At 69.6% G+C, this 19,044-nt stretch carries 16 protein-coding genes and 1 pseudogene; 7 read left to right on the plus strand and 10 right to left on the minus strand.

The window, feature by feature from the left end:
- Positions 1–167 precede the first annotated feature (167 nt).
- Positions 168–305 (minus strand): hypothetical protein, encoded by a 138-nt coding sequence (locus ABFX50_RS49035; protein WP_346157808.1) that lies wholly within the window; start codon positions 303–305, stop codon positions 168–170.
- Between the two features lie 76 nt (positions 306–381).
- Positions 382–597: pseudogene (locus tag ABFX50_RS51685) on the minus strand (ATP-binding cassette domain-containing protein); the annotation flags it as partial.
- A gap of 436 nt (positions 598–1,033) precedes the next feature.
- Between ABFX50_RS51685 and ABFX50_RS49045 the strand changes: the two are divergent.
- Positions 1,034–2,266: a cation:proton antiporter gene (locus tag ABFX50_RS49045; RefSeq protein WP_346157812.1), complete on the plus strand. Its 1,233-nt coding sequence runs from the start codon at positions 1,034–1,036 to the stop codon at positions 2,264–2,266.
- 3 nt (positions 2,267–2,269) lie between these two features.
- On the opposite strand, the gene ABFX50_RS49050 is transcribed toward ABFX50_RS49045, so the two are convergent.
- The 3 genes from ABFX50_RS49050 to ABFX50_RS49060 form a co-directional block, all read right to left on the minus strand.
- Positions 2,270–2,704 carry a hypothetical protein gene (locus tag ABFX50_RS49050; RefSeq protein WP_346157813.1) on the minus strand — a complete coding sequence of 145 codons (435 nt, stop codon included), beginning with the start codon at positions 2,702–2,704 and terminating at the stop codon, positions 2,270–2,272.
- Positions 2,705–2,706: 2 nt separating this feature from the next.
- Positions 2,707–3,411 carry a TetR/AcrR family transcriptional regulator gene (locus ABFX50_RS49055; RefSeq protein WP_346157815.1) on the minus strand — a complete coding sequence of 235 codons (705 nt, stop codon included), beginning with the start codon at positions 3,409–3,411 and terminating at the stop codon, positions 2,707–2,709.
- A gap of 227 nt (positions 3,412–3,638) precedes the next feature.
- Positions 3,639–4,103, minus strand: a complete 465-nt coding sequence (locus ABFX50_RS49060; protein WP_346157817.1) for a GbsR/MarR family transcriptional regulator — start codon at positions 4,101–4,103, stop codon at positions 3,639–3,641.
- A gap of 169 nt (positions 4,104–4,272) precedes the next feature.
- Between ABFX50_RS49060 and ABFX50_RS49065 the strand changes: the two genes are divergently transcribed.
- The 6 genes from ABFX50_RS49065 to ABFX50_RS49090 all read left to right on the plus strand — a co-directional run bounded on the left by ABFX50_RS49065 (position 4,273) and on the right by ABFX50_RS49090 (position 10,939).
- Positions 4,273–5,907: a CocE/NonD family hydrolase gene (locus ABFX50_RS49065; protein ID WP_346157819.1), complete on the plus strand. Its 1,635-nt coding sequence runs from the start codon at positions 4,273–4,275 to the stop codon at positions 5,905–5,907.
- A complete protein-coding gene (locus tag ABFX50_RS49070; protein WP_346157821.1) occupies positions 5,904–6,902 on the plus strand; it encodes an NAD-dependent epimerase/dehydratase family protein in 999 nt (332 codons plus the stop codon). The genes ABFX50_RS49065 and ABFX50_RS49070 overlap by 4 nt, the downstream gene beginning before the upstream one ends.
- 17 nt (positions 6,903–6,919) lie before the next feature.
- Entirely contained in the window at positions 6,920–8,065 is a 1,146-nt protein-coding gene (locus tag ABFX50_RS49075; RefSeq protein WP_346157824.1) for an FAD-dependent oxidoreductase, read from the plus strand.
- Positions 8,066–8,229: 164 nt separating this feature from the next.
- The gene (locus tag ABFX50_RS49080) at positions 8,230–9,093 is read left to right on the plus strand and encodes an alpha/beta fold hydrolase (RefSeq protein WP_346157826.1); all 864 of its coding nucleotides are present in this window, start codon (positions 8,230–8,232) and stop codon (positions 9,091–9,093) included.
- A 239-nt stretch (positions 9,094–9,332) separates the two neighbouring features.
- Positions 9,333–9,788 carry a GbsR/MarR family transcriptional regulator gene (locus ABFX50_RS49085; protein ID WP_346157829.1) on the plus strand — a complete coding sequence of 152 codons (456 nt, stop codon included), beginning with the start codon at positions 9,333–9,335 and terminating at the stop codon, positions 9,786–9,788.
- Positions 9,785–10,939, plus strand: a complete 1,155-nt coding sequence (locus tag ABFX50_RS49090) for an FAD-dependent monooxygenase (protein WP_346157831.1) — start codon at positions 9,785–9,787, stop codon at positions 10,937–10,939. The genes ABFX50_RS49085 and ABFX50_RS49090 overlap by 4 nt, the downstream gene beginning before the upstream one ends.
- Positions 10,940–11,081: 142 nt before the next feature.
- On the opposite strand, the gene ABFX50_RS49095 is transcribed toward ABFX50_RS49090, so the two are convergent.
- From ABFX50_RS49095 to kdpF, 5 genes are read right to left on the minus strand one after another with little or no spacing between them, the layout of a single operon-like run.
- A complete protein-coding gene (locus tag ABFX50_RS49095) occupies positions 11,082–13,628 on the minus strand; it encodes a DUF4118 domain-containing protein (protein WP_346157834.1) in 2,547 nt (848 codons plus the stop codon).
- A 3-nt stretch (positions 13,629–13,631) separates the two neighbouring features.
- The gene (locus ABFX50_RS49100) at positions 13,632–14,492 is read right to left on the minus strand and encodes a potassium-transporting ATPase subunit C (protein WP_346157836.1); all 861 of its coding nucleotides are present in this window, start codon (positions 14,490–14,492) and stop codon (positions 13,632–13,634) included.
- Positions 14,493–16,598 carry a potassium-transporting ATPase subunit KdpB gene (kdpB, locus tag ABFX50_RS49105; RefSeq protein ID WP_346157838.1) on the minus strand — a complete coding sequence of 702 codons (2,106 nt, stop codon included), beginning with the start codon at positions 16,596–16,598 and terminating at the stop codon, positions 14,493–14,495. It abuts the gene before it with no gap.
- The gene (kdpA, locus tag ABFX50_RS49110; RefSeq protein ID WP_346157840.1) at positions 16,595–18,244 is read right to left on the minus strand and encodes a potassium-transporting ATPase subunit KdpA; all 1,650 of its coding nucleotides are present in this window, start codon (positions 18,242–18,244) and stop codon (positions 16,595–16,597) included. Before kdpA ends, kdpB begins: the two co-directional genes overlap by 4 nt.
- Entirely contained in the window at positions 18,244–18,333 is a 90-nt protein-coding gene (kdpF, locus tag ABFX50_RS49115) for a K(+)-transporting ATPase subunit F (RefSeq protein ID WP_346157842.1), read from the minus strand. Before kdpF ends, kdpA begins: the two co-directional genes overlap by 1 nt.
- Between the last annotated feature and the right edge of the window lie 711 nt (positions 18,334–19,044).

Consider the following 19,044-nt stretch of genomic DNA (forward strand, 5'->3'; position numbering starts at 1 on the left):
TGCCGTAACCGCTCGGGATACGGGCCGTACTCGCCGATCGGCAGGTACGGCCCGATGAACTCCCACTCCGCGTCCGTCAGCTGCACTCGCGTCACGGAACAAGGTCTACCGGTCCAGGCCTCACCACGAGGGCGAATCGACAGATGGATCACGACCCAATACGCGCCCTAATAGGCCAGCAGCTTGGGGTCGGGGTCGTTGCGGTGGACGGCCTGGAAGACCTGGTCGATCGCGCGGGACTGGCCCTCGGCCTCGAAGATCTTGGCGGTCCGCTGGCCTCGGCGCAGCGCCACGAGCATGATCATGACGACGAACCGGCCGCGTGGGCAAGCGTTGCAATCTGCGCACGACCTCCAGGTTCTCGCGGACGGTCAGCTCGAGGTAGGCGGCGGGAGCTTCCACGAGGTAGCCGGTACGACCCCATGCTGCTCGCTCACCGCGAGACACCTGGGCGCCAAGCACGCTTACCGATCCTCTGGTGGGCGTGATCATGCCGAGCAGCATGCGGATCAAGGTCGTCTTGCCGGCGCCGTTGAGCCCGAGCAAGGCGTAGATCTGTCCGGCCTGCACCTGCAAGCTGACGCCATCTACGGCCATGACGTCGCCGTAGCGCTTGAACGCGTTGACGACCTCGATGACCGGCACGCGTCCACTCTGCCCGATCTTGACGGTCGTTGATAGGTTCCTAACGGGTGCGCCGGGAAGTCTGGTCGGCAGTCATTTTGTCGATCATGAAAAGGGGTGCCAGTCATGTGCACTCGTGACCTGTTCAGGTCATGCCCGACCGTCACAGTCGTAGACGCGCAGGGGCCTCCGGCACGCCTCCTGTCTGGCGCGCGGGTGCCGCGCCTGACTGCTGTCTCTCGGCGTCGACCTCGCCGGCGCCGCCACCACCGTGGGGACAGCGGCCCGCAAGGCGGCCATCGGCGCAGGTGAGCGCGGAAATCAGCCTCTCGACCTTCACCAGGCCATCGTGATCACGGTGGACCTCGTGGCTGCCCCCATCCCCCTGTGACCATCGATCGAGGTTTCTGTGAGTGTTCTCCTGCTCGTGTTCGCCGGCCTCCTGCTGCTGGCGGTGTTGCTGTCCAGCCTGGCCCACCGCACGATCTTGTCAACGGCGGCGCTGTTCCTTGTCGCCGGATTCCTGCTCGGCGACGGGGCGCTTGGCGTGGTCTCGCTCGCCCCCGATGACGAGATCGTCGCGACGCTGGCCGAGCTGGCCCTGTTCGCGGTGCTGTTCACCGACGGCATGCGGGTGGGCTGGAAGGATCTGCGTACCGCATGGCGCCTGCCCGGCCGGGCCCTGGGGTGGGGACTACCGCTCACCCTGGTCGTGACCGCACTGGGCGCGCACTATCTGGTCGGCCTGGGCTGGATGGAATCCTTGCTGATCGGCGCGATCCTCGCGCCCACCGACCCGGTCTTCGCCGCCGCGCTGGTCGGCAACGAGAAGGTGCCGCCCCGGTTGCGTCAGCTCCTCAACGTCGAGTCCGGTGTCAACGACGGGCTGGCGCTGCCGTTCGTGATGCTGTTCCTGGCGGTGGCCGCCGGATCGGAGAGCTTGCACCTGGGTGAGCTCGGCCTGGAGCTCGGGTTGGGCATCGTCATCGGTGTGGCGGTGCCGTGGGTGGCGATCAAGCTGGAGCGCACCCGCTGGTTCTCCGCCTCCACCGCTTACGAACCGCTCAACGCCCTGGCGATCGGGCTGCTGGTACTCGCGCTGGGCAAGGCGACGCACGGCAACCTGTTCCTGGCCGCCTTCTGCGCCGGCATCACGGTGGCCACCTTCGGAGAGCGGCAGCGCGAGTCGTTCGAGCACTTCGGCGAGTTGATCGCCGAGCTGTTCAAGCTCGCGGCCCTGTTGGTCTTCGGCGCGTTGATCAGCCTGCCGCTGCTCGGATCGGTCGGCTGGCGAGGATGGCTGTTCGCCATCCTCGCGCTCGTGCTGGCCCGGCCGCTCGCCATCTGGATCTCCTTCCTGGGCTCAGGACTGAACGTGCGGGAACAGGCCGCGGTCGCCTGGTTCGGCCCCAAGGGCTTCGCTTCGGTGGTCTACGGCCTCATCGTCCTGGCCTCCGGCATCGCCGCCGCGCAGGAGGTCTTCCAGTTGGTCGCGGTCACCATCGTGGTCTCGATCTTGCTGCACTCCTCCACCGACATCGTGGTGGCCCGCTGGTTCGACGACGAGCAGGAGGTGCCCGCCTGGTACGGCGTCGCCCGGCGCCTGCGCGAACGGGTGCGCAAGGAGCGGGGAGCGTCCTGACGCTCAGCCGCCCTGCGTGATCAGCGCCACCAGAGCCCAGACGAACAGTGCGGTCTGGATGGCGAGCTCCCGCCAGGCAAGCCGTGGGTTGGCCTGGATGGCGTACGACATGGTCGTGATCGGCGTGACCGGTGGCGGGGGAGCCCGGTCCGGCGCGAGAGGTTGGGTGAAGCGGTGGAAGAGCACCTGGGTCAGGGTGAGGCCGACCAGCAGGCCGGTGATGAAGCTGAGGTGCTCCAGCCCGACTGCGGCCAGCAACGCCACCAGGACGGCCATGAGCGTCAGCAGGATGTGGTCGAACACCTTGCTGGCCTGGCTGTGGTGGTAGGCGGCGATGCGCTCGATGCGGATGTCGTAGGGGATGGCGAACAGGTTGATAAACTTGATCAGTGCCTGCAGGATGTACAGGCCGAGCAGGATCTTCAGGGCGAGGGCCATGTTCACTCCTTGACAGGGTCGTCCCCGTCGAACCAGGCCGCCAGAGTCACCACATCCACGAGCCGTAGTGAGCCGGATGGCAGGCCGAGGACGCGCTCGAGCGCGTCGGTGTAGGCCGCGACGGCCGGCTCGATGAGTACGGCCGAAGGGGTGTGCGGATCCCGAGCGAGGAACAGCTCGCCCAGGGCGTCATTCAGGTCGTTGACGAGCGACAACAGAACACGCGCCGTCTGGTGCGGGTCGCGCGCGGTGATGATCCCTTCTGCGAGGCCCCTGCCTACGATCGCGGCAAGAAGGGGAACGACCCTCGCCGATATCACCGAGCGCGTCTTGTGCCGGACGACGGCGTTGTCGTCGGAGTACCAGACCTTCAGCAGGGCGGTCAGGAGGTCCCGCCGCTGCGTCTTCCATCCGGCCAGGGCGGCGAAGAAGCGTTGGAGGTCGTCCAGAGCTGAGCGCTCGTGCGCGTCCGCGATCGGTGCCAGATGCGCTTGCAGGAGGTCGGCGTTGCGCTCGACCAGGGCCTGCAGGAGCGCCTGTTTGGAGTCGAAGTAGTGGTAGAAGGCTCCCTTGGAGGTGCCGACCTCGGCCAGCACGTCCTGCACGCTCATGCGCGCGTAGCCCTGGCTCTCGATCAGGAGCTGCGCGGCGTCGAGGAATTCCTCCCGCCGGGCTGCGTGCGCAGCCGCGTCGATCGTCCGGGCCATGATCGACCTCCATTAATAAACCGACCGCTGGTTTATTAATGGCCACATTCAGGCGGCTGTCAAGCCTTCATCCCTTCGCCCCCTATGGGGATGTGACATTCCTGTACAGGGAGAGGGAAGCCGGACCGAGGAAGGGGCGGTCAAATGATCACTCCAACGCCGAAGACTGGCCTTTGAGCTGAGCCCTGGCGATCCGCTCGGTAATGGGCTGGTTCTGAGAGCCTTGATCAGCTTTGCTGCTGGCGCTGATGCCAGCGTTGCAGCAGAGCGGGCAGTTCGCCCAGCAGGAACTCGTAGAAGTCGCGCATCTGGGTGAGCCGCCGGTGTGCGGGATCGCCGGCCTCGGTGGAGTCGATCCCGGCTCTCGCGGCATGGAGCATGGTCTGGATGACCGTGTTCTGGCTGGTGAACAGTGTGGCCCAGGCGTCGTCGCGCAGCCGGTAGTGCTCGCGGCGGCTGCCAGGTGCGGGCAGCCGTTCGATCAGGCCGACCGTCAGCAGTGATTTCACCGCGCCGGAGACCGCGCCCGCGCTGGCCTCCAGCCGTTCGGCGATCTCGCCAGCCGTCACGCTCTCCTGATCGGTGAACAGGAACACCCCCAATGTTCGCGCGGCCATCCGCTGCAGCCCGCCCTCGGTCAACACCAAGGCCAGCTGTTCGGCCGCCTCCCGCTGCTCACGCTTGTCGTTCACGCTCAACCTCCATGCGCAGAGTAGCGAACATTATGGGGGTTCAGAAATTTCTGAAAATTCGGTATGTTGTTGACATCGGGTTCCGCTTCGCGGAGAGGCCGATGGTGTGCCGGGAAGCCTGGTCGGCGATGTGTGATCCAACCCACGTCGACGAGGAGATGACCCCGCGATGACCCTGCTCAGCCGCCTGTTGGGCGTGCGTCCCGCCGTCCGGCACCCCGTACGCGTACGGCGCGATGTCCAGATTCCGGCCGCCGACGGCGTGCCGTTGCCGGCCACCCACTACTACCCGGCGGGAGTCCACCGCCCGCCTCTGGTGCTGCTGCGCAGCCCGTACGGCAGAGGCAACCCGCTGGACCAGGTGCCCAGAATCCTGGCCCAACGCGGCTACCAGGTGCTGTACCAGAGCCTGCGTGGCACGGCCGGCGCCGGCGGACGCTTCGACGGCTTCGTCATCGACCCGGCCGACGCTGACGGCACGCTGAGTTGGCTGCGCGCCCAGCCGTGGTTCGGCGGCGCGCTGGCGACATGGGGAGCCAGCTACCTGGGTTATGCCCAGTGGGAGCTGGCCGCCCGGCAGATCCCCGAGTGGAAGATCGCCGTCATACAGGACGCCCCTTCGGCCTTCGCCGAGGGATTCATGTACCCGGGAGGCGCCTTCGCCCTGGGTAACGCGCTCGGCTGGGTCCAGCTCGTCGACACCATGTTCAGCGGCGACTTCTCACTCGTCCGGCAGTTCCTGGCGGTGCCCGCCGCCGGCCGTAAGCTGCGCCGCGCCAGTGCCACGCTCCCGCTTGCCGAGGCCGATCGGGCGCTGACAGGGCACCGGGTGAGCTGGTTCCAGGAATGGATCGGCAACGGGCCTGACCAGGCGTACTGGTCGCGCATGGACCACCGCGCCCACGTCGGGCGGATGCCGCCCGTGGTGCATCTGCAGGGAGGCTGGTACGACTTCTTCCTCCCCGGCATGCTGGCCGACCACGCCGCGCTGCTCGCGGCGGGCCGTACGGTCCGGCTGCTGATCGGGCCGTGGGGCCACGGCAAGGGCCTGTACACCCGCGACGGCATGCGTGACGCGCTTGCCGCGCTGGACGCGGCCCTGCTCGGCAGGCAGGCCCCCTCGGGGGTACGGGTGTTCGTCACCGGCGCGAACAGATGGCAGGACCTGCCCGAATGGCCACCCGCCCATGAGCCCACACCTTGGTACCTGCATCCCGGCGGCAGGCTGAACCGCATGCACGCCGACCCCGCAGCCGGCCCGAGCCGCTACCGGTACGACCCCGCAGACCCCACGCCCACCGTCGGCGGCACGACGGTGAGCATGTCGTCGGGCCCGGCCGACAACCGCGCCATCGAAGCCCGGCCCGACGTGCTCACCTTCACCACCGCCCCTCTCGCCCGGGAGGTGGAGGTCATCGGCCCGGTCCGGGTCCGCCTGCACGCCCGCGCCTCGATCCCGCACGTCGATTACGTGGCCAGGCTGTGTGAGGTGAGCCCGCGCGGCCGCTCGGTCAACCTCTGTGACGGCGTCGTGCGTCTCGACCCTGCGAGCGATATTCGGCGCGACAGCGACGGGGTGATCACCGTGGACATCGCGTTGTGGCCACTTGCGCACCACTTCCGCCGCGGCCATCGCATCCGGCTGCAGGTCTCCAGCGGCGCCCACCCCCGCTACGGCCGTAACCCGGGCACCGGCGAGCCCCTGGCCACGACGCTTGCGTTGCGCGCCTCCACCCACGAGATCTTCCACGACCCCGACCACCCGTCAGCCCTCTGGCTGCCCCTCACGGAGAGAAACTCATGAAGCTGCTCGTCCTCGGCGGCACCCACCACGTCGGCCGGGCGATCGTCGAGACCGCGCTGGAACGCGGCGACGAGGTGACCACACTCAACCGCGGTCTCAGCCGCCCACCGGCCCCCGGCGTCCGGGCGTTGCTCGCCGACCGCACCGACACCGAAGCCGTGACGGCCGCGCTTGGCGACGGCGAATGGGACGCCGTGATCGACACCTGGGCCTGGGCGCCGCGCGTGGTCGCCGACAGCGCCCGGCTGCTGGCCGGCCGCATCGGACACTACGGTTACGTCTCCAGCCGCGGCGTGCACCGCTGGCCCTGGCCGGCGGGCGCGGACGAGAGCGCCCCGCTGGTCGACGGCGATCCGGCCAGCGATGACAGCGCTGACTACGCCGCCGCCAAGCGCGGCGGCGAACTGGCCGTCACCGAGATGTACGGCGAGCACGCCCTGCTGGCCAGAGCCGGGATGATCCTCGGCCCTTACGAGGACGTCGGCCGCATCCCGTGGTGGATGCGCCGACTGGAGAAGGGCGGACGCGTCCTCGCCCCCGGCCCGGCCGAGGCGGCGCTGCAGTACATCGACGTCCGTGACCTGGCCGCCTGGATGCTGCGCTGCGCCGAAGGCGGCGTGGGTGGCTTCTACACGGCGACAGGTCGCTCCGGCGCCGTGACGGTCGGGCGGCTGCTGACCACCGCGCTGGAGGTGACCGGCTTCGAGGCCGAGCTGGTCTGGGCGCCCGCCGACCTTCTGCGACAGGAAGGCCTGGCGCTGGGCGCGGAGCTCGGACTGCGGCTGCCCGACGGCTCCACACCCAACGGCATGCACGACGCCAACGTGGACGCCGCCTTCGCCGCCGGGCTCACCACCCGCCCGCTGCGCGACACCCTCGCCGACACCTGGGCCTGGCTGCAGGCCGAAGGCGACCCCCTCCCGCGCCCGGACGCCCCCTCACCCGACACCTGGCTCGACCCGGCCGCCGAACAGCGCCTCCTGCGCCAACTCTGATCAGCAAGGAAACCCTCATGCGCGCCATCATCATCGGAGCGGGAATCGCTGGCCTGGCCGCCGCTCTGCGCCTGTCCCAGATCGGCTGGAGTACCCTCGTCATCGAGCGCGCCCCCCAGCGCCGCAGCGGCGGCTACGCCGTGACCTTCGGCGGCATCGGCTACGACGCGGCCGAACGGATGGGCATCCTGCCCGACCTGGAGAAGAAGTCCTTCATCACCGAGGAACTCGTCTACCACAAACCCAACGGCGACCGGCGCTTCTCCCTGAGCCGCGAGACCATCGCCGCCACCACCGGCCCCCGCTCGATGAACATCCTGCGCGGCGATCTCGAAACCGTCCTGTACGAGCGCGTCCGCGACCACGCCGAGATACGCTTCGGCACCTCCATCACCGCGGTCGACCAGGACCCGCACGCCGTCCACGTCGTCCTCAGCGACGGCACCGTCGAACAGGCCGACCTGCTGATCGGCGCCGACGGCCTGCACTCGGCCACCCGCTCCCTGGTCTTCGGCCCTGAGCGCGACCACCTGCTCGACCTGGAGCACAAGGTCGCCGTCTACATGCTCGACAAACGCCCCGCCTCCATCGCCCCCGGCACCACCGGCACCCTGTCCGCCGGCGGCCGTACAGTGGCGGTCATCAGCGTCGGCGACGGCCGTAACGTCGCCTTCTTCGGCTACCGCTCCGGCCACGCCCACCCAGGTGAGGACGCGGCCACCGAGCTGCACCGCATCTACGGCGACCTCGGCTGGGTGGTCCCCGAAGCGCTGGCGGGACTGGAGCGGGCCGACTCGGTCTATTTCGACACCATCAGCCAGGTCGTCGCCCCCACCTGGCACCGTGGCCGCGTGATCCTGCTGGGGGATGCGGCCTGGTGCGTCACGCTGTTCGCCGGATACGGCTCTTCCCTGGCCGTGGGCGGCGCCGACCGGCTGGGCAGCGAACTCGACGCCCACCCCGGCGACATCGGCGCCGCCCTGACCGCGTGGGAGAAGGCGCTCCGGCCGGAGGCAGAGAGGAAACAGAGGCTGGGACGCCGGGTCAAAGGCGTCTACGCGCCCGCCAACCCGCTGCTGCTGTGGCTGACCCAACTGCCACTGCGCCTGGCCGCGCTCCCGGCGGTACGCCGCTACATGGTCCGCCGCTTCATCAAGGGCTGAACCCCTGGGTCCAGGAGCGGGCGAGAGTCGTTTGCGGGGGAGGACGATCTTTGTCAGAGTGGCGGGAGGCCGCGCACACGCCGAGGACCGGCGGATCGCGTGGTTGGTGAGCCGGGAAGCCTGGTCGGCGCTCCGACCTGACGTCCCTCATGGAAAGGCTCGCGTTGAGTTTCACGACCATCTACACCTCACCCGCCGGCGAGCGGCACGTCCGCGACTGGTGCCGGGAGCGGTTGGACTCCTGGCCGACGGAGCACCGGGTATGCACGCTGGAGACAAGTCTGGGAGCGACCGCCGTGGTCGTCGCTGGGCAGGGCCCCCGTGTGCTGCTGCTGCCGGGCACCAATTTCTGCGCCGCGACCCTGCTGGAAGTGGCCGATGCGCTGGTCCCCGACCACCAGGTGATCATGGCCGACCTTCCGGGTCAGCCGGGCCTGAGCGCTCCACGGCGGCCCGGGAGGGGACGCCTGGCCGCCTATGGGCGTTGGCTCGGAGAGATCATCTGTCAGGTAAGCGGGGAACCCGTCGTGGTGGTGGGGCATTCGCTGGGAGCGGCTGTGGCCCTGGCTGCGCGACCTGGGCCGCAGATCGGCGGCCTGGTGCTGGTGTCCCCGGCCGGACTGAGTCGAGCCCGCCTGACCCCCGCCCTGCTCGGCGTCACCCTGCCCTGGCTCGTTGCTCCCACTGCCAGGCGCAGTGAGGCCTTGCTGGGGTACATGAGCGGTCAGACACGCGGGATGATCGACGTGGACCGTGTGCCGGTGGAGTGGATGACGCTCGTCGCCCGGCACAGCCGCACCAGCCTGGCTCCTTCGCCGCTGCCCGAACCCGTCGTGCGCCGTTGGGTGGGCACACGGGTGGTCGTGGCCACAGGTGCCGAGGATCGTTTCTACCCGCCCGCCCGCATCGGAGGACCGGCTCGCGCTCTGCTGGGCGCCGAGGTGGTGGCCGTGCCAGGTCTGGGGCATCTCGGCCCGCACGAGGATCCGGCACTCCTGCCCGCCCTCCTTGGCCGTCTGCCCGGCTAGCCGTACTGTCCCGCACTGCTGTTGGCGCTGGTTGTTGTGTGCCGCACAGGTCGTGTGCGACCAGAGCCGTGGGGGCGGGGCAGGCTGGTCAGCGTGCAGCGCAGCAACCATGTGGTGGACATGGGGAAGCCTCCTGCTTCTCCGCGACGCGCGCCGCGGGCCGACCAGACTTCCCGGCTCACCATCTTGTTGGATACACGGACTTTAGCTCATACTAAAACTCACGAAAAGAGGGGTGTATGAGCGAGGACGAGCAACTGCTGGAATGGGCCGAGCAGGTCGCCATGTACCTGGCCCGCGATGGCGTGCCGCCGATCGCCGGTCGGATCCTGGGCTGGCTGATGGTCTGCGATCCGCCGGAGCAGTCAGCCGGCCAGATCAGCGCCGCCATCGGCGCCAGCCGGGCGTCGCTGACGCTGAACCTGCGGCTGTTGACCGGCATGGGTTTCCTCACCTGGCGCACCCGGCCGGGTGATCGCACCATGTACTACCGGATGGCCGACGACGCCTGGCAGGCGGTGGTGCGGCGCCAGGTCGCCGGGATCACCTCGTTCCTCGACATCACCCGCCAGGGCCTCGCCCTGCTCGGCCGTGACGACGAAAGGGCCGCACGCGTCCGCCAGGCGCACGCCACCTTCGCGTGGATGGCCCAGGTGTTCGAGCAGGCCCCGCCTCTGGACAAGGAGACACCATGACCGGCCACGCGATCGTGATCGGCGGCGGCATCGGCGGCCTGGCCGCCGCCGTCGTCCTGCGCCGCATCGGCTGGCAGGTTAACGTGCTGGAGCGGGTGAGCGCCTTCGAAGAGGTCGGCGCCGGCCTGTCACAGTCACCCAACGCGATGCGCGCCCTGGCCGCACTCGGCCTTGCCGAACAGGCCAGGCAGGCGAGCATGCCCACCTGGGCCACCCACACCATGCGCCTGCCGTCGGGCCGCCACCTGATGCGCGCCCCCGCCCACGGAGATCCGCCGCTGCGGGCCTTCCGTCGAGCCGCCCTGCACCGGCTCCTCCGCCAGGCCCTGCCCGAAGACGTGGTGCGCACCGGCATCGAGGTGACCGGCTTGACCCAGGACGCCGAGAAGGTGACCGTCACCCACACCGCCGGCCGTCAGGAGGCCGACCTGGTCATCGGCGCCGACGGCATCCACAGCCTCACCCGCCGCCTGCTGTGGCCGCACGCACCCGGCCCGCGCTTCCTCGGCTACACCGCATGGCTCGGCCTGGCCGACACCGCCATCTCGGTGAGCGGCAGCATGACCATGGGCCGCGGCCGCTACTTCCTCATCCACCCCGTCGCTCCCGGCCAGGTCTACTGGGCGCTCGGCACCGCTGCCGACCGGCCGGGCGTCCGCTTCGACGACGAGCTGGAGCAGGTACGGCGACGCGTCGACGGCTGGCACGATCCGATCGGCGCGCTGCTGGAGGCCACGCCGCCCGAGCAGGTCCGCCACATCGACATCCACGACCTGCCCGACCTTCTCAGCTTCACCAGCGGCCGCGTCGCCCTGCTCGGCGACGCCGCCCACGCCATGAGCCCCGACCGCGGCCAGGGCGCCGGCCAATCCATCGAAGACGCCGTCGTCCTGGCCGCCACCCTCGCCACGCACGGCACCGTTTCCGAGGCGCTGACCGCCTACGACGCCCAGCGCCGTCCCCGCACCCAGGCGACCGCCCGCAACGCCCGCCAGGCCGGTCTCCAGGTGATCAACGCGGGGCCGATCGCCCACACCACGACTGCTCTCGCCCTCCAGCTCACTCCCTCAACGCTGTGGGCGCGCCTCGCACCCCGCGCGCTCGGCCCCCTGTGGGACTGGACCCCACCTGACGCACTCCCGAAAGCCTGACCCTTGTCCCGTGCGCTGTCGGCGGCTTGTCGCAGGGCGGCGCTGCCGTCGGCGGCGGTCTCCACCTCGTAGTGCCGGGCGACCAGGTTGAGCCGGAGCGTTCGAAGAATCTGCGGCTCGTCATCGACGATGAGGACGCGCTTCACAGCGTCACCGCTCTCGAGGAAATGGGCAATGCGAGGATCATGGTGAGACCTCCCCCTGGTGTCTCATCGGGTACGAGGGTGCCGCCCATGGCCTCCGCCAGTCCTCGGGAAAGGGCCAGGCCGAGGCCGACACCGGTGTGGTTGTCGCGGTCACCCAGCCGCTGGAAGGGCAGGAAGACGCGGTCGTGGGCATCGGGCGGGATGCCGGGGCCCCGGTCGATCACCCGGATCTCCACCTGGTCGCCGTGCCGGCTCGCGGTGATGAGCACCTTCGCCTCCGGTGGGCTGTAGCGGATCGCGTTGGCCATCAGGTTGACCAGGACCCGTTCGAGCAGCGCGGGATCGGCGGCGATCTCGGGCAGTTCGATGGAGATGTCGCCCTCGACCCGCTCACAGAGCGGTCCGAGGTCGTCGATCGAGCGGGGCACGACCTCCTCGAGCGCCACGGCCTGCAGCGCCAGGCCCAGGACGCCTGCCTGCAGGCGGCTCATGTCGAGCAGGTTGGCCACCAGGCGGTCCAGGCGGGCCAGCGACTCGTCGGCGGTGGCCAGCAGTTCGCGGTGATCCTCGGGGCTCCAGTCGATCTCGTCGTTGCGCAGGCTCTCCACGGCCGCCTTGGCCGAGGCGAGAGGGGTGCGCAGGTCGTGGCTGACGGCGGCGAGCAACGCGGTGCGCATCCTGTCCGCCTCCGCCAGGGGTTTGGCCCTGTCGGCCTGCTCCTCCAGGCGCTGCTGGCGCAGGGCCACGGCGATCTCTGCGGCGAACGCCTCCAGCACCCGCCGATCGGAGGCGTTGAGCAGCCCGCCCCGCGCGGCCAGCACCAGGTCTTCGTCGACCACCACGTCGGTGTCGCCCTCCGACGGCGTCGTGCACGGCGTGCCACCGCTCGTCGCGACGACCCGCCACGCCGCGGGGTCGGTCTGGTCGTCCGGCGCCCTGCCGGTGTCCGGCAGCCGTTCCAGCAGCGTCACCGAAATCAGCGCGAACGTCTCCCGCAGGCGGGTCAGCAGCGTCGACACGGCGGACTCGCCGCGCAGGACGTGCCCGGCCAGCGTCGAGAGCACCTCCGCGTCCGCGGTGGCGCGCGCCGCTTCTCTGGTACGGCGGGCCGCGAGATCTACGATCGTGCTCACCGCCGCCGCCACGAGCACGAACACGATCAGAGCGAACAGGTTCTCAGGATCGGAGATCGTGAACTCGCCCACCGGGGGAGTGAAGAAGAAGTTGAGCAGCAGCGACCCGCCCACAGCCGCGGTGATGGCCGGCCACATGCCGCCGATCAGCGCCACCCCGACCGTCATGACCAGGAAGAAGAGGATTTCGCTCGGCAACGACAGGTCGTTACTGAACGGGATCAGCGCCGCCGTGAGCGCGGGAACGCCCACGACCGCCACGATCCACCCGGCCAGCCGGCGCGTTCCGGTCAGCGCCGCCCGGTGACCTTCCGGGCGGCGTCTGCCCTTCTTCGCCTCGTCATGAGTGATCATGTGGACGTCGATCGCGCCGGACAGCGCGGTGGTCTCCACCCCGACACCGCGGGAGAGGATCTGGGCGAACCTGCCGCGCCGGGAGGCGCCGAGCACCAGCTGGGTGGCGTTGACGCCACGGGCGAAGTCGAGCAACGCGCGCGGGATGTCGTCGCCGACCACCTGGTGGTAGGTGCCGCCGAGCGACTCCACCAGGGTCCGCTGACGCGACAGGTTGGCGGGATCGCCGCCTGACAGGCCGTCCGCCCTGGTCACGTGGACCGCGAGCAGGTCGGCGCCCTTGGTGCGAGCGGCGACGCGGGCCGCGCGCCGTACCAGCGTGTCACCCTCCGGCCCGCCGGTCAGGGCCACGACGACCCGCTCGCGCGCCTCCCAGGTGGTGGCGATGCCGTGATCGGCCCGGTAGCGGTCGAGCTGCTCGTCGACCTTGCCCGCGGCCCAGAGGAGGGCCAGCTCTCTCAGGGCGGTGAGGTTGCCGACTCTGAAGTAGTTGGACAGGGCGGCATCGACCTTCTCCGGGGCGTAGACGTTGCCGTGGGCCATCCTTCTGCGCAGGGCCTCGGGCGACATGTCGACCAGCTCGATCTGGTCGGCGCGGCGCACCACCTCGTCCGGTACGGTCTCCCGCTGCGGGACGCCGGTGATCTGCTGGACGACGTCGTTGAGCGACTCCAGGTGCTGGACGTTGACCGTCGAGATGACATTGATGCCGGCGTCGAGGATCTCCTCGATGTCCTGCCAGCGCTTGACGTTCTTCGACCCCGGCACGTTGGTGTGCGCCAGCTCGTCGATGAGCGCGATCTTCGGCGCGCGAGCGATGACGGCGTCCACGTCGAGTTCGGTGAAGGTCGCCCCCCGGTGGACCAGCGTCCGGCGGGGGATCACCTCCATGCCCTCAAGGAGCTCCTCGGTGTGGAGGCGGCCGTGGGTCTCGACGAAACCCACGACCACGTCCCTGCCACGCTCCTTGGCCCGGCGGCCCTCACCCAGCATCGCGAAGGTCTTGCCCACCCCGGGCGCGGCGCCCAGGTAGACCCTCAGCCGCCCGCGTGGCATGTCCTACTCCTTGTCGAGTGCCAGGTTGAGCTCGAGCGCGTTGACGGCCGGCTCGCCCATGAACCCGAGCGCCCTGCCGGTGGTGTGCTCGCCGATGAGCTGCCGCACCCTGCCGATGTCGACGCCGCGTTCCTCGGCCACCCGCCGCGCCTGCAGCTCGGCGTAGGCCAGGGAGATGTGCGGATCGAGGCCGGAGCCGCTGGCGGTGACCGCGTCTGCGGGGACCTCGACGTTGCTCACGTTCCCGCGCACCGGCACGGTACGGCCGGCGGCGTAGTCCTCGCCGGGCTTGCCGCACTCGACCCTGACGCCCTGGTACTCGGCGACGAAGGGCCGCGAGGGGCAGGCTTGGTTGACGCTGACCGCCCTGGTTGGGGTGCCCACGGCGGGGAAGACCTTCAGCACCGCGCCCACCCCGTCGCTGGTGCAGTACGGCCGCGCGCCGCTGACGCCCTCCAGCTCGCCGATCGCCTTGGAGCGGGCGCAGACCTGGGTGAGCAGCGACTGCCTGCCCTCGTCCTGGTCGCCCTCGTCGTCCTTTGCGCCGGGCACCGGCAGGACGTCCACGACGTCCTCGGGTCCGAGGTTGCTGGCGGCGGTGGACAGCATGTCGTAGCCGTCACCGGCCGCCGACGGGCGGCTCTGGAAGTACTCCCTGTGCCCCTCGAAGGACTGGCCGATCAGCGCGCTGCCGACCACCTTGCCGTCCTTCTCGACCAGTGAGCCGTTGGCCTGGCCGGTGAACAGCGCCTGGGCCACGCCCGTGACCGCCAGCGGGTAGATGACGCCGGTTACCGCCGTGAGCACGAGCAGCGCGCGCAGCGCGGCCAGGTGCCGGCGGATCCAGCTGGGCATGCGTTCCATTTATGACATCCCAGGAAGGAACTGAATGAGCAGGTCGATGACTTTGATGCCGATGAACGGCGCGACGATGCCGCCCAGGCCGTAGACGTAGAGGTTGCGGCTGAGCAGCTTCGACGCGCTCGAAGGCCGGTAGCGCACGCCGCGCAGGGCGAGCGGGATCAGCGCGACGATCACCAGCGCGTTGAAGACGACGGCCGACAGGATCGCCGACTGCGGGCTGGCCAGGCGCATGACGTTGAGCGCGTCCAGGCCCGGGTAGACCGCAGCGAACATCGCGGGAATGATCGCGAAGTACTTGGCGATGTCGTTGGCGATCGAGAACGTCGTCAGCGCGCCGCGGGTGATGAGCAGCTGCTTGCCGATCTCGACGATCTCGATGAGCTTGGTCGGGTTGGAGTCGAGGTCGACCATGTTGCCCGCCTCCTTGGCGGCGCTGGTCCCCGTGTTCATGGCGACGCCGACGTCCGACTGCGCGAGAGCGGGGGCGTCGTTGGTGCCGTCGCCCGTCATGGCGACCAGCCGGCCGCCCTCCTGCTCCTTCCTGATCAGGGCGAGCTTGTCCTCGGGGGTCGCCTCGGCGAGGAAGTCGTCCACGCCGGCCTCGTCCGCGATCGCCTTGGCGGTCAGCGGGTTGTCACCGGTGATCATCACGGTTCTGATGCCCATGCGGCGCATCTCGTCGAACCGCTCGCGCATGCCCGCCTTCACGACGTCCTTGAGGTGGATGACGCCCAGCACGCGGCCCTTCTCGGCCACGACCAGGGGGGTGCCGCCCGAGCCGGAGATCCCGTCGACGATGTCGCCGACCTCGTCGGTCGGGTGACCGCCGTGGTCCCTGACCCACTTCATGACGGCGGTCGCCGCGCCCTTGCGGACCTGCTTGCCGTCGAGGTTCACGCCCGACATGCGGGTCTGCGCGGTGAACGCCACCCAGTCGGCGTGGGCCAGCTCGCCGGGCTCCCGCTCGCGCAGGCCGTAGGCGGTCTTGGCGTACACCACGATCGAGCGGCCCTCGGGCGTCTCGTCGGCCAGCGACGACAACTGCGCCGCCCGCGCCAGCTCCATCTCGGACACGCCCGCCACAGGCACGAACTCCGACGCCTGGCGGTTGCCCAGCGTGATGGTGCCGGTCTTGTCGAGCAGCAGCGTGGAGACATCACCTGCGGCCTCGACCGCGCGGCCCGACATGGCCAACACGTTGCGCTGCACGAGCCGGTCCATGCCCGCGATGCCGATCGCCGACAGCAGCGCGCCGATCGTGGTCGGAATGAGGCAGACCAGCAGCGAGACCAGCACGATGCCGGTGACACCGTCTCCGGTCAGGGCGAGGGAGTCGGGAATGCCGGGGTTCTGGCCCTTGGCCCAGATGGCCAGCGGCTGCATGGTCACGGTGGCGACCAGGAAGATGATCGTTAGCGCGGCCAGCAGGATGTTGAGCGCGATCTCGTTCGGCGTCTTCTGCCGGTCGGCGCCCTCGACGAGGACGATCATCCGATCGATGAAGCTCTCGCCGGGTTTCTGGGTGATCTGGACGGTGATCTTGTCGGAGAGCACCTTGGTGCCGCCGGTCACCGCGGACCGGTCACCGCCGGACTCGCGGATCACCGGAGCGGACTCGCCGGTGATGGCCGACTCGTCCACACTGGCGATGCCCTCGATCACGTCGCCGTCACCGGGGATGACCTCCCCGGCCTCGACGACGACGATGTCGCCCTGCCGCAGCTCGGGCGCGGGGACCAGCTCACCGGACTGCTTGCGCGCCATCGTGTCGGTCTTGGCCTTGCGCAGCGTCGCCGCCTGAGCTTTGCCGCGCCCCTCGGCGACGGCCTCGGCCAGGTTGGCGAAGACCACGGTCAGCCAGAGCCACACGACGGTGGCCCAGGCGAAGAACGAGGGGTCCAGCACCGCCAGGACGGTGGTGAAGGCCGCGCCGATCTCCACGATCAGCATGACCGGGTTACGCCAGAGCGTGACGGGGTTCAGCTTCCTGAGCGCGTCGGGCAGCGACCTGAGCATCTGCTTCGGGTCGAGCAGACCGCCTCCTACCTTGCCGTTCTTCTTCTGCCCCGGTGTCCGCGCCGGGGCCTCGACCAGTTGGGTCGTCATGACAGGAGTCCTTCTGCGAGCGGCCCCAGCGCGAGCGCCGGGAGGAAGGTCAGAGCGACGAGGATGAGCGTCACGCCGACGACCATGCCGACGAACTGCGGCCGGTGGGTCGGCAGCGTGCCGGCGCTTTCGGGTGCGGGCTTCTGCCGAGCCAGCGAGCCGGCCAGCGCGAGCACGAAGATGATCGGCAGGAACCGGCCGAGCAGCATGCACAGGCCGAGCGCGACGTCGTACCACGGGGTGTTGACGGTGACGCCGCCGAAAGCCGAGCCGTTGTTGTTCGAGGCGCTGGTGAAGGCGTAGAGGATCTCCGAGAAGCCGTGCGGCCCGCTGTTGAGCATGGCCGCGAGGCCAGCCTCGTTGCCCATCGCCACGGCCGTGCCGACCAGCACGAGGATCGGGGTGACCAGGAAGTACATCGAGGCCAGCTTGATCTCGCGGGAGCCGATCTTCTTGCCGAGGTACTCAGGCGTGCGGCCGACCATCAGGCCCGCCACGAACACGGTGATCACGGCCAGCACGAGCATGCCGTACAGGCCCGCGCCGACGCCTCCGGGGGCGACCTCGCCCAGCATCATGTTGAACAGCGTCATCATGCCGCCGAACGGCGTGTAGGAGTCGTGGAAGGAGTTCACCGCGCCGGTGCTCGTCAGCGTCGTCGCCGCGGCGAACGTCGCGGAGTTGGCGACGCCGAACCTGACGTCCTTGCCCTCCATGGCCGCGCCGACCGCCTGCGGGACGGTCGCGTCGCCGCCGAGTTCGAAGACGTTGGTCAGCGTGATGCTGGCCAGCGCGATGATCCCCATGACGGCGAGGATCGCGTACCCCTGGCGGGGCTGGCCGACCATCTTGCCGAAGGTGCGCGGCAGCGCGAAGGGGATCAGCAGGATCAGGAAGATCTCGAACCAGTTCGTCCACGACGTGGCGTTCTCGAAAGGGTGGGCGGAGTTGGTGTTGTAGAAGCCGCCGCCGTTGGTGCCCAGCTCCTTGATGACCTCCTGGCTGGCCACCGGGCCGCCGGTCATGTTCTGGGTGCCGCCCGCGATCGTGATGACCTCGTGCGGTCCCACGAAGTTCTGCACCACGCCGCCGGCCACCAGTACCAGCGCGCCGACGAAGGCGATCGGCAGCAGGATGCGCAGCGTGCCGCGCACCAGGTCCACCCAGAAGTTGCCGATCGTGTCCGAGCCCCTGCGGGCGAAGCCGCGCACCAGCGCGATCGCCACGGCCATGCCGACCGCCGCCGACACGAAGTTCTGTACGGCGAGGCCGGACATCTGGACCAGGTGCCCCATCGTGGACTCACCCGAGTACGCCTGCCAGTTCGTGTTCGTCACGAAGCTGACCGCGGTGTTCCACGCGACGTGGTCGGGGACCGGGGCGAAGCCCAGGCTGAGGAAGAGCTTGTCCTGCAGGCGCTGCAGGCCGTACAGGGCGAGCAGGGAGATGACCGAGAACGCCAGCACGCCTCGCGCGTAGACCCCCCACTTCTGCTCGGCGTCCGGCTGGACGCCGACCAGGCGGTAGAGGAAGCGCTCGACCCCGTTGTGCTTGCTGGTCGTGTAGACCCTGTGCATGTAGTCGCCGAGCGGCTTGTGCACCAGAGCCAGCGCGATGACGAGGGAGGCGACGAAGATCCAGCCCATCAGAACCGCTCAGGGAACAGCAGGGCCGCGACCATGAAGATCACGAGGCCGGTGGCCACGAACAGACCAGTGGCGTTGATCGCGCTCACAGGCGCTCCACCGCCTTGACGACGAGCCCGAGGATCACGAACAACGCGATCGTCAGGGCGACGAAGATGACGTCGGCCATCCCCACACCTCACATCCGGATGATTGCTACGGGACTAGCCAAAACCCAGATCTGTCCGGTTTTGTCGTTCCTGACGGGTTCCATACGGCCCGCGTCCGAGAATTGACACCGCCCATACGGGGGCGGCAACCCGGGTCGGAGTGTCAAGGCGCGCAGCTCGTCGCCGCGCCGATCCAGCGAGTGCTCCCACTGGTACTGCGGCACGCGGTGGCGGAGAACCCCATCCGCATGGCGCGGGCCGATCATGGTCCCGCGAACGCCCTCCGCGGTCGCAGGGCCAGCTGACGGTCACCGGGCCATCCACGCCCCACCCGGGCGGAGGCCGCCGCCGTCGGCTCCTCTGGCGGTCAGATCGCGCTCTTCCCGGGTGGTGCCACAGCAGCATCGGTCCCTGCTCGTAGGTGGCCATGGCGAGGTCGGCTGCCGCGGTGAAGTCACCGTGCTCGGCCTCCACGAAAAGTCCGGCGGCGACGGCTGCGCAGGTCGACATCCCGTCAGGCGGCGTCGAGGGCTTCGGTGATCTTGCGGATCATGTCGGCCATGGTGGGGCTGGGCCGGCCCTTGTGGGTCTGGGCGGCGGCTTCGATGGCGACGATGACGGTGCGGCGGAAGTTGTCGGCCTCGGCCGGGG

This window comes from Nonomuraea recticatena (assembly GCF_039533245.1).
Taxonomy (GTDB): domain Bacteria; phylum Actinomycetota; class Actinomycetes; order Streptosporangiales; family Streptosporangiaceae; genus Nonomuraea; species Nonomuraea roseola.

Coding starts and splice junctions, on each gene's coding strand:
- ABFX50_RS49055 (WP_346157815.1), bottom strand. CDS start 3,411: ATGGCCCGGACGATCGACGCGGCTGCGCACGCAGCCCGGCGGGAGGAA.
- ABFX50_RS49065 (WP_346157819.1), top strand. CDS start 4,273: ATGACCCTGCTCAGCCGCCTGTTGGGCGTGCGTCCCGCCGTCCGGCAC.
- ABFX50_RS49035 (WP_346157808.1), bottom strand. CDS start 305: ATGATCATGCTCGTGGCGCTGCGCCGAGGCCAGCGGACCGCCAAGATC.
- ABFX50_RS49050 (WP_346157813.1), bottom strand. CDS start 2,704: ATGGCCCTCGCCCTGAAGATCCTGCTCGGCCTGTACATCCTGCAGGCA.
- ABFX50_RS49070 (WP_346157821.1), top strand. CDS start 5,904: ATGAAGCTGCTCGTCCTCGGCGGCACCCACCACGTCGGCCGGGCGATC.
- ABFX50_RS49085 (WP_346157829.1), top strand. CDS start 9,333: ATGAGCGAGGACGAGCAACTGCTGGAATGGGCCGAGCAGGTCGCCATG.
- ABFX50_RS49095 (WP_346157834.1), bottom strand. CDS start 13,628: ATGCCACGCGGGCGGCTGAGGGTCTACCTGGGCGCCGCGCCCGGGGTG.
- kdpB (WP_346157838.1), bottom strand. CDS start 16,598: ATGACGACCCAACTGGTCGAGGCCCCGGCGCGGACACCGGGGCAGAAG.
- ABFX50_RS49090 (WP_346157831.1), top strand. CDS start 9,785: ATGACCGGCCACGCGATCGTGATCGGCGGCGGCATCGGCGGCCTGGCC.
- kdpA (WP_346157840.1), bottom strand. CDS start 18,244: ATGGGCTGGATCTTCGTCGCCTCCCTCGTCATCGCGCTGGCTCTGGTG.
- ABFX50_RS49075 (WP_346157824.1), top strand. CDS start 6,920: ATGCGCGCCATCATCATCGGAGCGGGAATCGCTGGCCTGGCCGCCGCT.
- ABFX50_RS49100 (WP_346157836.1), bottom strand. CDS start 14,492: ATGGAACGCATGCCCAGCTGGATCCGCCGGCACCTGGCCGCGCTGCGC.